15 protein-coding genes are annotated in these 13,979 nt (G+C 41.0%); 9 read left to right on the plus strand and 6 right to left on the minus strand.

Annotated features, from left to right (window positions below):
• Positions 1-63 precede the first annotated feature (63 nt).
• Positions 64-921: an energy transducer TonB gene (locus tag FTV04_RS11435; RefSeq protein ID WP_218949928.1), complete on the plus strand. Its 858-nt coding sequence runs from the start codon at positions 64-66 to the stop codon at positions 919-921.
• A 3-nt stretch (positions 922-924) separates the two neighbouring features.
• On the opposite strand, the gene FTV04_RS11440 is transcribed toward FTV04_RS11435, so the two are convergent.
• From FTV04_RS11440 to miaB, 4 genes are all read right to left on the minus strand, one after another.
• Positions 925-1,215: an antibiotic biosynthesis monooxygenase gene (locus FTV04_RS11440; protein ID WP_180026041.1), complete on the minus strand. Its 291-nt coding sequence runs from the start codon at positions 1,213-1,215 to the stop codon at positions 925-927.
• 63 nt (positions 1,216-1,278) lie between these two features.
• Positions 1,279-1,761: an rRNA maturation RNase YbeY gene (gene ybeY, locus FTV04_RS11445; protein WP_078192431.1), complete on the minus strand. Its 483-nt coding sequence runs from the start codon at positions 1,759-1,761 to the stop codon at positions 1,279-1,281.
• A gap of 9 nt (positions 1,762-1,770) precedes the next feature.
• Positions 1,771-2,862 (minus strand): PhoH family protein, encoded by a 1,092-nt coding sequence (locus tag FTV04_RS11450; RefSeq protein ID WP_180089596.1) that lies wholly within the window; start codon positions 2,860-2,862, stop codon positions 1,771-1,773.
• Positions 2,863-2,900: 38 nt separating this feature from the next.
• Positions 2,901-4,358, minus strand: coding sequence for a tRNA (N6-isopentenyl adenosine(37)-C2)-methylthiotransferase MiaB (gene miaB / locus FTV04_RS11455; RefSeq protein ID WP_180089598.1), 1,458 nt, complete (start codon positions 4,356-4,358; stop codon positions 2,901-2,903).
• Between the two features lie 307 nt (positions 4,359-4,665).
• Between miaB and FTV04_RS11460 the strand changes: the two genes are divergently transcribed.
• From FTV04_RS11460 to FTV04_RS11480, 5 genes are all read left to right on the plus strand, one after another.
• Positions 4,666-6,642: a lytic transglycosylase domain-containing protein gene (locus FTV04_RS11460; protein WP_180089600.1), complete on the plus strand. Its 1,977-nt coding sequence runs from the start codon at positions 4,666-4,668 to the stop codon at positions 6,640-6,642.
• 51 nt (positions 6,643-6,693) lie between these two features.
• Positions 6,694-7,350: a ribonuclease I gene (locus FTV04_RS11465; RefSeq protein WP_180089602.1), complete on the plus strand. Its 657-nt coding sequence runs from the start codon at positions 6,694-6,696 to the stop codon at positions 7,348-7,350.
• A gap of 170 nt (positions 7,351-7,520) precedes the next feature.
• Entirely contained in the window at positions 7,521-8,507 is a 987-nt protein-coding gene (locus tag FTV04_RS11470; RefSeq protein ID WP_078189236.1) for a malate dehydrogenase, read from the plus strand.
• Positions 8,508-8,697: 190 nt separating this feature from the next.
• Complete coding sequence (locus tag FTV04_RS11475) at positions 8,698-8,958, plus strand: DUF2789 family protein (RefSeq protein ID WP_078189235.1); 261 nt, start codon at positions 8,698-8,700, stop codon at positions 8,956-8,958.
• Between the two features lie 105 nt (positions 8,959-9,063).
• On the plus strand, positions 9,064-9,321 hold the full coding sequence (locus FTV04_RS11480) for a DUF2789 family protein (RefSeq protein WP_078189234.1): 258 nt from the start codon (positions 9,064-9,066) through the stop codon (positions 9,319-9,321).
• A gap of 51 nt (positions 9,322-9,372) precedes the next feature.
• Here the strand turns inward: FTV04_RS11480 and FTV04_RS11485 are convergent, their stop codons facing one another.
• Both FTV04_RS11485 and FTV04_RS11490 read right to left on the minus strand, forming a co-directional pair.
• Entirely contained in the window at positions 9,373-9,900 is a 528-nt protein-coding gene (locus FTV04_RS11485) for a hypothetical protein (protein ID WP_180035684.1), read from the minus strand.
• 71 nt (positions 9,901-9,971) lie between these two features.
• Positions 9,972-10,574, minus strand: coding sequence for a 2OG-Fe(II) oxygenase (locus tag FTV04_RS11490; protein WP_111885952.1), 603 nt, complete (start codon positions 10,572-10,574; stop codon positions 9,972-9,974).
• Positions 10,575-10,688: 114 nt separating this feature from the next.
• Between FTV04_RS11490 and FTV04_RS11495 the strand changes: the two genes are divergently transcribed.
• The 3 genes from FTV04_RS11495 to FTV04_RS11505 are packed head-to-tail and all read left to right on the plus strand — an operon-like array spanning position 10,689 to position 13,527.
• Positions 10,689-11,546 carry a 23S rRNA (adenine(2030)-N(6))-methyltransferase RlmJ gene (locus FTV04_RS11495; RefSeq protein ID WP_078189232.1) on the plus strand — a complete coding sequence of 286 codons (858 nt, stop codon included), beginning with the start codon at positions 10,689-10,691 and terminating at the stop codon, positions 11,544-11,546.
• 41 nt (positions 11,547-11,587) lie between these two features.
• Entirely contained in the window at positions 11,588-12,412 is an 825-nt protein-coding gene (pssA, locus tag FTV04_RS11500; protein ID WP_078189231.1) for a CDP-diacylglycerol--serine O-phosphatidyltransferase, read from the plus strand.
• Positions 12,413-12,450: 38 nt separating this feature from the next.
• Complete coding sequence (locus FTV04_RS11505) at positions 12,451-13,527, plus strand: DUF6670 family protein (protein WP_180089604.1); 1,077 nt, start codon at positions 12,451-12,453, stop codon at positions 13,525-13,527.
• Positions 13,528-13,979: the final 452 nt, after the last annotated feature.

A 13,979-nucleotide genomic window follows, 5' to 3' on the forward strand; every position in this document is an offset into this window, starting at 1 on the left:
TTAAGCAGTTTGGGGAATGCGGCAAATTGTCGGTTTAATGAGATGCTGAAAAAAATAACGTTCATGCCCTTGATGAAAGAGTGGTGGAAAGATCCCATATTTGCAACTGCGTTGGTGTTTGCTGCTGTGTTGCATTTGGCATTTTTAACCATGCAATTTACCATGCCCCAAGAGGCTGACTATAACACCAAAGAAATTGCAGTTTCTTTACGTCCTACGACGGAAAAAATTGAACATGCAGACTTTTTAGCGCAAGCCGATCAGCAGGGCTCGGGGACATTCCGTGAGTCGCATCGTATGTCGAGTGACATGCCTGCACCGATGATTGAACAAAAAGCCGGTGAGCAAAAAAGTGAAGCTTTAGAACAACTGCAACAAAAGAAAGAGCTCAGCTTTGAAGATAAAGTGTTGATGACAACTTTGAGTTGGCAAAAGCAAGCGGAAGAAAACAGTCGCAAAAAAGCCGTTGAGGAGTTGAATAGTCAGTTTCAGGCTAAGGCTGCGATGGTGGCGAGTATCGAAGCTCAATATTTACAACGTCAGCAAAACTTTAGCCGTCAGCAAAAAATTAAAACCATTGATGGTATTCAAGCCAAGCAAGATGTTTCTGCTGCTTATATGGAAAAATTCCGCGAAAAAGTCGAGTTTTATGGTAACCGTTATTATCCTGAAGCGGCAAAACAGCAGCAGCTCCGCGGTGAAGTACGCTTAATGGTTATTTTGAACAGTAATGGCGGGATTCGTGCCATTCGTTTGATCGAAAGTTCAGGTTCAAGCTTATTGGACGAAGCTGCAAAAACCTCTGTGCGTAAGGCGGCACCTTTTGGTTTGTTTGATGCCAAAATGAAAGACATCTCAGAACTTCGTATTGTACGTACTTGGCGCTTCGATCCTGCAGAAGCAGAGTTTGAGGTGCGTTAAAATTCAGTTGTGATAGCGTCGCAAAACTTCGCAGATTTCGACGCTAAAACTCGCATACCATTGGTTTTTCCCCAATTGCTGCGCCACCAGATGTTGTGCATCTTGCTGCCAAGCTCGAATGTCTTCTAAGGTATTCCAGTAGGAAAGGGCGATTTCATGCTCAGCCTCTGTTAGCGCTTCAAAATGTTGACAGTTAAAGTGTGTCAAGGCTTTGTCTCTAAGCTGCTGTGCAGTCGAAAAATACAATTCATCAAGCGTACGAATGCGTGCTTTAAAAATCACGACATATTGCATATCTTTCCTTCCTTGGTTTTTATGACGATAAAAAAAGCGAGCCGTAGCTCGCTTTTTTGGTTCTTAATCTCTTTCCAGATAAGGGTTATCAAACCCCAATTTGGCTAAAATCTCAATTTCCAACGCTTCCATTTCTTCAGCATCTTCATCAGAGGTTTCATGGTCATAGCCCATGAGGTGCAACGTACCGTGTACCAGCATATGCGTAAAGTGGGTCAGGGGTGCTTTGCTTTGTTCTTGTGCTTCACGAAGAACCACAGGAATACAAATCACCAAGTCGCCAATCGGAAATGAGTCTAAAACTGCTGCCATTTCATCGGGGAGATCGCTCGGAAAAGACAACACATTAGTCGGTTTGTCTTTACCACGATATTCCAAGTTCAATTTGTGGCTTTCGTCATTGTCCACACATGCAATACCGATCTCACAATCACTTTGTGTATCGATATGACGTAAAGCCGTTTCCACGACTTTTTTGATATGCGCACGTTTCACCACCAATTCAGGTGACTGAAAATTTTGCTGCAAGGAGAGATTAAGTTTCAAAATGAATCCTTAAATGTTTTCGTCTTGATGCTGCCCATCAGCTTTAGCATCATTGTCCGCCACCAAGGCTTCCTGACGTGCTTTACGTTCTGCACGTTGTTCAGCCGTGAGGCGATGTTGTTCGCTGTCCCATCCCTCATAGGCTTCAACAATTTTTTGAACCAATTGATGACGTACCACGTCACGAGAGTGGAAGCGAGTAATATGAATTTCTTTGATTTTTTCAATCACACGTAAGGCATGTGCCAAACCAGATTGTTGACCACGAGGTAAATCGACCTGTGTAATGTCGCCCGTGATTACTGCACGAGAACCAAAACCTAAACGGGTGAGGAACATTTTCATTTGTTCAGGGGTGGTGTTTTGTGCTTCATCTAAAATCACAAAAGAATGATTTAAGGTACGACCACGCATGTAGGCCAGTGGTGCAACTTCAATCACTTGACGTTCAATTAGTTTAGCGACTTTTTCAAAACCGAGCATTTCATACAAAGCATCGTATAGCGGACGTAAGTAAGGGTCAATTTTTTGGCTCAAATCACCGGGTAAAAAACCCAATTTTTCACCGGCTTCAACCGCAGGGCGAACCAATAAAATGCGTTGAATTTCGTTACGTTCTAGCATATCTACAGCAGCGGCGACCGCGAGATAAGTTTTACCTGTACCCGCTGGGCCGATACCAAATGAAATATCGCTTTGTAAAATACGCTGTACATAGCGTTTTTGATTGGCACCACGTGGGTTGATCCGACCTTTACGGGTTTGTAGATAAACATTGTCTAAACCGGTATGCTCATTTTCAGAAAGATCTTCCTGAATTTCGCGGTCAGTCTGACTGCCTTGAATCATCATGTGTAAAATGTCCGCACTAATCTGTGGATTGGTTTCGGACTCTTCATAAAGACGGTGAAGGAGACTTTCGGCTCTCTCTACCGCATCGATTTCCCCATCGACAAAAAAAGCATCTGCACGATGAGAAATTTTGACATCTAAACGTTGTTCAATTTGTTTGAGATGACCGTTATAGGCACCGAGCATGCTTTGTAAACGGTCAAGTGGAATACCAGCAAAAGTTACAGTACGTCGAATCGCTGCAGTCAAGAGAATTCCTTTAAATTGGTCTGACGATTAAGCTTACATTACGCCACGTCAGGCTCAAGATTCAAGAGTTCACCGTAAACAAACTTCAAAGTTTTAATATCTGTCACTTCAATCTCTGCAAAACGCCCAACCCATGCAGGATCACCGATAAAGCTAACCAAACGTGTATTGTCTGCAGTACCAATCAGCAAGTTCGGATCTTTGTCTGAAACAGACTCAATCAAGACACGTTGAATGGTCCCAAGCATTGCATCAGTTTTATCGATACTGGATTGTTTAATCCATTGTTGAACTTTTGCAAGACGTTCTTTTTTCACATCTTCAGGGGTTGTGTCTTCAAGTTCTGAGGCAGGAGTACCCGGACGTTTTGAGTAGATGAAACTGTATGAATGATCGAAGTCCATATCTTGAATAAATTGATAAGTTTCTTCGAAGTTCTCGTCAGTCTCGCCCGGAAAGCCAATAATAAAGTCGCTAGATAAATGCATATCAGGGCGAACTTGACGTAATTTGGCAATTTTATCGATATAAACATCAATCGTGTGGTTACGCTTCATGGCTTGTAGCACGTCGTTTGAACCACTTTGAACCGGTAGATGCAAGTGAGAAACCATTTGCGGTAAGTCACGGTAGCATTGAATCAAGTCATCGTTAAATTCAAGTGGGTGCGATGTGGTGTAACGAATACGACCAATCCCCGGAATTTCAGCGACTAAACGTAATAAGTCTGCAAAGGTACAGATTTCACCTTCAAAAGTTTCACCACGGTAACCATTCACGTTTTGGCCGAGTAATGAAATTTCACGTACGCCTTTTTCAGCTAAAGTGGCAATTTCAGCCAATACGTCATCGAGTGGGCGAGAAACTTCTTCACCACGGGTATAGGGAACCACGCAGAATGAACAGTATTTAGAACAGCCTTCCATGATAGAAACAAAGGCTTTAAAACCTTCTACACGCGGTTCAGGTAAAAAGTCGAATTTTTCAATGTCAGGGAATGAAATATCCACCAATTGAATTTTTTCTTTTTTCGGTTTGACCACTTGCTCAGTATGTTGATCCAACATTTGCGGTAAACGGTGCAAGGTTTGTGGACCAAACACCATGTCAACATAGGGTGCGCGTTTTTGAATGTTGTCACCTTCCTGAGAAGCAACACAACCACCGACACCAATCACCAAGTCTGGATTTTTTTCTTTCAGCTTGCGCCAGCGGCCTAACTCAGAAAATACTTTTTCTTGTGCTTTTTCACGGATAGAGCAGGTATTCATCAGGAGAATATCGGCTTCTTTAGGGTCGTTCGTTAGCACATAACCGTGAGAGTCACCTAAAAGGTCGCCCATACGTTGACTGTCATACTCATTCATCTGACACCCTTGCGTTTCGATGTACAGTTTTTTCACTGCTCCATCTTGAGCTTGGGTGTGCTGTGGCTGGGTAACAGTGTTATCTGGGGCAGCTTGGGCACTATTGGGGATGAAGGTTTGAACCGTCATGTAGGCTCCTAAAGGAATTTTATGAAAATCAATAACCATACGTGGCTGACAGACAATTCAATCAATTGAATTGTGCAGCTGCGGAGGTCAAAAAGGGGATTTTAAGAATGGGCAATATTTTAGCAGTAATTTACTAGAAACTTACAGCCTAAAATGACAACTCTGCCATATTGATTTATGAAGCAAAAATGTTTGAAAATTAATATTGGCTAATCATAAGGTTACATAACAGAACACAATGCAGAGTTTAGAATTATTAAACTAATTCCTAAACAAAGTTCGATGTGCTGTAACTGAGCAGAATGACATGAAAGAAGGCAAGTGGATGTTAAAACATAATTTTAAACAGAAAAATTACGCTAAATTACTTGCTTTGAGTGTCGGGCTCTCCGGAATTTCTGCGTTTGCCCAAGCCGCAGATGAGCAGTTTAACGATGCTTTACGTGCTGCGAATGCAGGCAATATTAGTTTATTACAACAATACCAATCATCTATGCAAAATGATGTTTTGGGCTATTATCCAGAATATTGGTTACTGAATAACAATTTGGCTTCACAACCTGCAAGTGCCATTATTAATTTTGCACAGCGCTATCCAAATTCGGCAATGGCAGAAAAATTAGCCGCAGATTATGTTGAAGAAAAAGTCAAACAAGCTGATTTCGCTACAGCACAGCCTGTCTTGCAATATGTGACTAATGCTGACCGTGCTGAAACATGTGCCATGGCTCAAGTCCGCGCAAAGTCGGGCGACCCTCTGGTCTACGCAGAATTTAAAGATGTATGGTTGACCACAAACTCACAACCTGACTCCTGTACGGGCTTGGGCCGTATGATGCTGTCGAGTCCTTTAATGACTCAAGATGACCGCCATCAACGGATGTGGGGACAGTTAAGAGCGGGTCAGTCAGGACAAGCGATTGCGACTGCGCAAACCATTGGCGTAAATATTAATTTGTCACAACTCAACACCATTCAAGCCAATCCACTGAATTATTTATGGTCTGCACCCAAAGCCACAGCTGAAGATCATGCATACCTGATTTATGCGATGGGTCGCTTGGCCGATAGCGACTTAAATGGCGCGATTTCTTCGGTGAAACGTGCAGCAGAAGGCACACCAGCCGATGTGCAAAAAGCCCTATACCGGAGTGTTGGGTATATCGGTGGTACAACGGTAATGAAAAACAATTTCAACCGTGAAGTTCTAAATTATCTTGATTTGAGTTATGGGCTGCCTTTTAGTGCAGAAGAAGCCGAGATTTATGCGCGACAAGCCATTCGTTTTGGCGCATGGGAAAGTGTCATTCGTGCAATTGATGCGATGAGCGTTTCGCAAAAGCAGGAAGACCGTTGGCAATATTGGTTAGCACGAGCATCTGAACAACGTGGAGATGCCTCATCTAAACGTGCGGCAAAAGAAATTTATCGCAAGCTTGCCGTTGGCGATGATTACCATAATTTGTTAGCACGTGACAAAATTGGTCAGTCTTATAACAATATTCCGTCAAATGTGCAGCCTTCGTCACAAGATGCGCAGCGTCTCAGTCAGGATATTCACTTCCGTCGTGCCTTTGCATTGCGCAATATTAATGCATCTGACAGCTATATTAACCGTGAATGGAACTGGGCAGTGCGTCAAGCCTATTTAAAGCATGATGATGGCATGATTCTTGCCGCAGCTAAACGTGCAACCGATATGGGGTGGTATGATCGGGCGATTTATGCGGCAGATCGAACCACTAAACAGCACAATTATGCTTTACGTTATGCTATGCCGCATCAAAATTATGTGGTGAGTCATAGTCGTAATGCCGGCATTGACCCTGCATGGGCTTATGGTTTGATGCGTCAAGAAAGTCGGTTTGTCACTAGCGCACGTTCACATGTCGGTGCCGGTGGTTTAATGCAAATTATGCCAGACACCGCAAAATTGGTGGCTCGTCAGATGGGGGAGAGTTATAACCCCGCTGCATTAACGGATATGAATACCAATATTCGTTATGGCACTTTCTATTTATCGATGATTCAACGTCAATTGAGTAATAGTCCAGTCTTAGCGACCGCAGGTTACAATGCGGGTCCAAATCGTGCTCGACGCTGGCAGCCTGAATATCAAGCAATTGCAGCGGATCAATATACGGAATCGATTCCATTAACGGAAACTCGAGACTATGTAAAACATGTGATGACCAATGCAACCCATTACGGCCTTTTATTAGGTCATGGGCCGCAATCGATTGAAAAACGAATGCAAATGATTCCATTGCGGAATGCGCAATAAACCTTAAAGCAAGATGCGCCTGCTTTTAGGCGCAATATGGGTAAATGATGAATGCCGAAAATGGACATTAGACTTGCTTATCGAATACTGACATCACTGCTCATCGGCAGTGGTGTAGGCTTTGGTATGTCTATGCTTTCGGCAGCACCAGTTGTAAAAGGGTACGTGATGGATGTGCAAATGGTGCCTGCTGTTTGCGCTTATGACCCATTAAAAAGTAAAAAACGTAAATGTCTGGAAGGGTATTCACTCAATATCACGGGTCTATATCCAGAAACTTCTACCCGTGATTGCACCACCAATAGTTCCGCTAAACTTTCTCCGCTGCAAGCCAAAGTGGTTGCACGGATTATGCCTGATGAAAATGCTCGCGTGGCGCTTTGGCACAATACCGGCGGCTGTGTCCCAATGAATGCCAGCCAGTATTTCAGAACCATTATTAATCATGCAGATAAGCTAAAAATTCCAGATGAATTGACTAGCCAAGAAACCCAATCTATTCAAGCCAATGTCTTGCGTAATAAAATGTTGCGTATGAACAGCGGATTGGTATCACAAAGTATTGAATTTAACTGTATGCAAACCCGTGGTGGTAGCCTACTGACTGAGATTAAAATTTGCTATAAAAACAATGGTCAGTACAAAAGTTGCCCTACGACTATCGTCGGAAATTGTCCTGCAACTTTCATAATTAAAGGTTCTTTCTAAGCTTTTTTCGGCATTTTATTTATATTTCCTATCATACTTTTGTTGAAAAGCATTCTCTTTTACATGCAAGCGTCAAAAGATTGGAGTACAATCTTTGCCGTTTATGATTATTAAGATTAGATAGAACAGCTATTTAATCATTATGACCTTCCTCAATTGGAGATAATTACATGAAGCAAGCAGTTCGTGTTGCCGTTACTGGCGCAGCTGGTCAAATCGGTTATAGCTTATTATTCCGTATCGCAAGCGGTGAAATGTTGGGTAAAGACCAACCAGTTATCCTTCAATTATTAGAAATTCCAGTTGAGAAAGCTCAACAAGCGCTTAAAGGCGTAATGATGGAACTTGATGACTGCGCATTCCCTCTTTTAGAAGGTATGATCGGTACTGATGATCCTAAAGTTGCATTCAAAGATGCTGACTACGCTCTTCTTGTAGGTTCACGTCCACGTGGTCCTGGTATGGAACGTGCTGACCTTCTTAAAGTAAACGGTGAAATCTTCATCGGTCAAGGCCAAGCACTTAACGAAGTTGCTAGCCGTGACGTTAAAGTTCTTGTTGTAGGTAACCCTGCAAATACTAACGCTTACATTGCAATGAAATCTGCTCCAGATCTTCCAGCGAAAAACTTCACAGCAATGTTACGTCTTGACCACAACCGTGCGTTAACTCAACTTGCTCAAAAAGCGGGTGTTGCAGTTTCTGACATCGAAAACATGACAGTTTGGGGTAACCACTCTCCGACAATGTATGCTGACTACCGTTTTGCAAATGTAAACGGCGAAAGCTTAAAAGACAAAATCAACGATGCTGCTTGGAACAAAGACGTATTCCTTCCAACTGTCGGTAAACGTGGTGCTGCGATCATCGAAGCGCGTGGTCTTTCTTCTGCTGCTTCTGCTGCAAACGCTGCAATCGACCATATGCGCGATTGGGCTCTTGGCACAAACGGCAAATGGGTAACTATGGGTATTCCTTCTGACGGTTCTTATGGTATTCCTGAAGGCGTAATGTTCGGTTTCCCTGTAACAACTGAAAACGGCGAATACAAAATCGTTCAAGGTCTTGAAATCGACGAATTCAGCCGTGAACGTATCAACTTCACTCTAAACGAGCTTGAAGAAGAACGTGCAGCAGTTGCTGACATGGTTAAATAATTTAATTTTTTAAATTAAATTATAAAAAAAAGCACTCCATTTGGGGTGCTTTTTTTATAGCCTGCGAAAAATACCACGCTTAAATTTTGAACAAAAAATAACACGTTGAGATGCTGTTGCAACTGACAAAGTCAAATAAACAGATAACTATAAAGATGGGAGAAATGTTATTAGTTTGAGGAGAACGGCAATGTTTGATCAACAACCAACGTTGGAACTATTTTTTGAACAATTGGGGTTGGATGCAAGTCCGGAAGGCATCGATCAATTTATCGAAACGCATCAAATCACCATGGATGTTCCATTGCATGAAGCACCATTTTGGACGAAGTCACAGCGCGACTTCATTATCAGTCATTGGAAAAAAGATGATGATTGGGCCATGGTCGTCGATATTTTAAATGAGCAATTGCATACAGAACATAAGCTTTCAGGATCATGCAAAATCTAAATACAATTTGAAACAACAAACCTAGTTTTAACACTAGGTTTTTTTAGCTTCATCATATAAGTTAATTAAATAATAAATGATAGATTAGTTGATAAGGAGGGCGAGATGCTCAATCAAAATAAACCATCCTTAGCTTTATTGTTTTCTCAATTGGGGTTAGCCAGCAGTCCAGCTGCGATCGAGTTATACGTCCGTACGCATCAGCTTGCTGCAAGTGAAAATTTACATGATGCGCCGTTTTGGAATAAAGCGCAGCGTGATTTTCTAATCAGTCATTTAGTACAAGATGATGATTGGGCTATTTGGATTGATGAGCTGAATCAACAGTTGCATATGGATGCATATAAGCTGCAGCCAGCATAGATTTCATTTCTCCACAAATAAAAAAACACCTCCTCGGAGGTGTTTTTTTATTTAGTGCAGTTTGCTTTGGCGTAACTCTGCAAACCAATCTTCTTGGCGATATGGATTAAATGCAGGATGCTCAAGTAATGTGGTAAGTTTGAATTCTTGAGATTTGCAGTACTTATTTAGCCAGTGGCGCGTTAACGCAGGTTCCTGTTTTACTGCAGAGGCATAGGCCAGGTAGAAGTAAATGTCGCCATGTTCAGCTTTGGACATCGGTTTCATAATCTGCTGGGTAATCAGGGCATAGCGCTGCTCTTGGGTAATTTCAAAAAATATCATATAAGCTTTGGCTAAATGTACAGACAAATTGATGTATAGCTCAATCGGCATTTCTTCAAATTCAATCCGGCTTTGCTCAAGTAGAACAATGGCTTCTTGCAGAAAATACACTTGTTCTTGATGGTTCTTACTTAAATTAACCAATTGCAGGCGTAAGTCTGCACGCTCAAGAGCAAGTTCAGGGCTGTTGCCTTGTAGAAATAATTGATCGGTTTCGCCAATACGCTGAATAATTTTATGACTGTTTTGACGCATCGGGTACATCCTCATCTATGAATGACTCATATATGAGGATAGTTTAAGGGATTTAAAGGAGGAATCTCGAATTACCACATCGAGTTGTCATTACGTAGCCAAGCCGTAATCGATAAACGTTGATGTTTAGCTTCGAGTACCTCGTGTAATAGGTCACTTTGGAATAACGCAATGCGATTTGGTTTGGGTTCTAAAATATGCCAAACATCATTCTTATCTTGTAAGCGCAATTCACCGCCCCAGTCGGCTTGCCAATATTCATGCAAATAATAAACCGCTGAAATGACACGTCCATTTTTGCCTTGAGGATTATCTTTGTGTAGTGCATAAAACTCACCTGCGTTATAACAAGCAAAATGTGCTTCGACTTCGTGAATGTTAGAAAAAAATGCGCGATTAAATTGTTCTGATAAATGTTCTAAGGCTTGAACGTGTTCTTGTGCGACATCTAATGTGTCGTTAATCCATAAAATATGATCACTTCTAATTTTACTGATGACCCCATTTTGTACGGCTGCATCCCTAAATTTATTTAAATTTGACATACATTCTTCAACAAGTGCATGTATATATTCAGCAGGATAAGCGTCATCAATAATGCTAAACCCGTGTTGATCTAAATCATCGAGGATTTGATCAACGGGCCAAGACTTTGGGAGAAAGGCTGTTTCCATATACGATCCATAAAGTTGTGGAAAAAAAGGTGACGTATTCTAGAGCAAGAATAGCATCGGAATGAAACTATTTTTCATGCTAAAATGTCCGTTGATATCAGGAATTAAAGAAACATGAATTACCGTCACCATTTCCATGCAGGCAACTTTGCCGACGTGATGAAGCACGTTTTGCTGCTTCAGTTATTAAGTCGACTGAATGCAAAAGATAAACCTTATCGCTATGTAGATACACATGGTGGTGCAGGTAAATATGATCTTTCGACCTCTGAAGCACAGAAATCAGGTGAGTTTTTAAATGGTATTCATCGTTTAGTTAAGCTCGATGATTCGATTAAACGCAATGCGCCTGAAGGTGTTCAACAATATTTAAAAGTTGTTGAAAAAATGCGTGAAAACTTTGGTAAAGGCGCTTATCCAGGTTCTCCATGGTTTGCACTTGAAGGCATGCGTGAAACTGATAAAGCCACGATTTTTGAAATGCAGCGTGATGTATTTCAGCAATTGCGCCACAATATTTTTGATAAACGTGCAGGCTTGCATGAGCGTGATGCTTACGAAGGTTTACTGGGTGTAATTCCACCAAAAGAAAAACGTGGTTTGGTCATGATTGACCCGCCTTACGAATTAGAACGTAAAGATTTTCCACAGCTTGTAGAATTGTTGGTCGCTGCTTATAAAAAATGGCCGACAGGCGTTTTTGCGGTATGGTATCCAATTAAAGACCGCGCGATGATTGAACGTTTTGAAAAGAAAATGTACAAAACCGGTATTCGTCGTCAGTTGGTTTGCGAAATTTGTGTATGGCCAGATGACACTCCAGTGGGTCTAAATGGTTGTGGTTTATTGGTGATTAACCCACCTTGGAAATTCTCTGAAGATGCGGATGAAGCATTACAATGGTTGTTCCCACATCTTCGTATGAATGAAAATGGTGGTCATGCAGCCGTACGTTGGTTGGTTGGCGAATAATTTTAAACTTGAAAAAGAAAGGTCACAGTTAGGATCGAACAATGACAAATACAAATAAACCTGAGCGGGAAATTTCTTCAAAGGATGAAAATGCATTTGATGGCATTACATTTGAAGTTGAAGAAGAGGAGCACACCCATGAAGGGCATAAAGTGAAACGTCGTGGGATCTATCTGTGGCCAAACTTGATTACAACTGCTGCGTTGTTATCTGGCTTTTATTCAATTATTGCCAGTATGAATGGTGAGTTTCAACAAGCCATTTATGCCATTTTCCTTGCAGCATTATTTGATGGTTTGGATGGCCGTGTCGCACGTGCTATCGGCGCGCAAAGTCCATTTGGTGAACAGTTTGACTCCTTATCAGACTTATTAGCATTTGGTGTTGCACCTGCCATTTTAATGTATAGCTGGAGTCTAAATGACTTAGGCCGTATTGGTCTGGCAGCATGTTTTGTTTACACCGCATGTGCAGCCTTCCGTTTAGCGCGTTTTAACGTACAAATCGGAGTCGTCGATAAACGTTACTTTATTGGTGTTGCAAGTCCACTCGCAGCCGTTATGATTATTTCATTGGTATGGGTAGGCATGGACATCCCTGCAGTCTTCGACTTACGCGAAACAGGTATTCAGATTTTTAATGCGGTAGTGATTATTGCAGTGGGTCTATTGATGATCTCAAATGTGAAATACTATTCATTTAAAACGGTGGATCGTCGCCGTGTTCCATTTGCCGTGTTACCAATCATAGTCTTTGTTTTAGCAGCTGTAACGTATAATATTCCAATGGGTATTTTAATTATTTCAGTGATTTATGCATTGTCTGGTTTTGTCACCACCTTAATGGCAAAAAAGGCAGAAGCATGAGTTAAAGCATGAAATAAAAAAATGAAAAGGAGCTTGATATGCAGATATTTCAAGATTTCTTGGATCAATCAAGGCGACTGAATCAAGCTCCAGATTTACAAAATAAAAAAATAAATTTACATGCGCCGAATACGCCTTATCCTTCAGTCCATTATGGACTTTGTCTACCGAATCTTCCTGCGCCATTACATTATCTTAACTTTATGAGTTGGCTCGGGCAGCCTCAGATTCCCGCTTTTCAAAATCCTGCGGCTATTCAACAAGACGAACTCAATACGGCCACAGTAATGACCAGTGTAAGTGGTCATATGGTTGGTCAATTACAATCCTATTCCATTAAAGATGACTGTAGTCTGAGTGAGACCGTCTTTACGTTTAGAGATAAAGAGCAGATCGGTTGGGATGGAGCGGTATTTCAAATCCATCGAGAAGATACTGAACTCAGTTTAGATTTGTCTGTGCAAACAACCGATATTTCTTCTTGTTTAATAAAATTAAGATTAGGTCTTGCTGAATATTGGTCGGTGATGTGCCAATGTGAAGGGCAAATCAAATTTCAGGGCCAGATGTATGATGTAAATCAGTTGGCGGTTTTGTCTTATGCACAAATACGCAAGTTTCCATATTTACCTTTGGCGTTTTATACCCATCAGGTGATCAACCTGAGCCGAAAGCGTCAAATCATCTTTATGCAAACGCGAGACCGCTATAACAATATTTTGAGTTCACGTTTATATCTAAGAGATTTAAATCAGCAGCAAGTGTTCATGGCAGACCAAGCCGTGTTCTTTAAAGTCATGCGCGTTTATCCTGTGGTTAAAACCCCAAATTTGCAAAAAATGTATTTGCCACGTGAATTTGAATGGATTTACCAAAATGACAAACTGAAAATACATGTACAAGCACAGAGTCGTGGGGATTTTAAATTTGGACTCGGCGCAGGCTATGCAGGAAGCTTTAACTATCAAATCAAAATCAACGACGAAATCGAGTGTGGGGAAGGTGGCTACTATGAATATGTCGATTGTCGAGCTTTAAAATGGCAAGAAAAGAATGAAAAAGATAAATTAACGGATAAATATGGAAATATTGTCCCTTTTATGCTCAAAAAATAGTAAAAAAATTTGATTTAGTAGAATAAATAGACAAACGTAATGAAAAATTAAAAATAAATGGGAAAGGGTGTTGCGTTGGATCAGAAATGCTGTAGAATGCACATCCATCGGCGGTGATGAAGATTAAAACTTCTGATAAAACAATGACTTGGTTAAATTGATTAAGTTGGGTTTTATTTGATAAGTTTAAAAATAATTTGAATTACCGGTTGACTCTTTAGAAATAAAGAGTAATATAGCCGACCTAGCTTGCTGGTGACGAACCAACAAGAAGATCATTAAGAGATTATGAAGAACAACTTGTGTGGATTTTTACTGGTTGATCGATCGAAATTATTTTCATTGATTGATGGTAGAAATTACTCGAAGTTTATTTGAGCAAATTTTTGTCAGTAATTGATGAGCCAAGATTGGTACACTATATGTACTATTGATTTTAAACTGAAGAGTTT

Origin of the sequence: Acinetobacter sp. YH12219 (genome assembly GCF_013417875.1) — a bacterium.
Lineage (GTDB): Bacteria > Pseudomonadota > Gammaproteobacteria > Pseudomonadales > Moraxellaceae > Acinetobacter > Acinetobacter amyesii.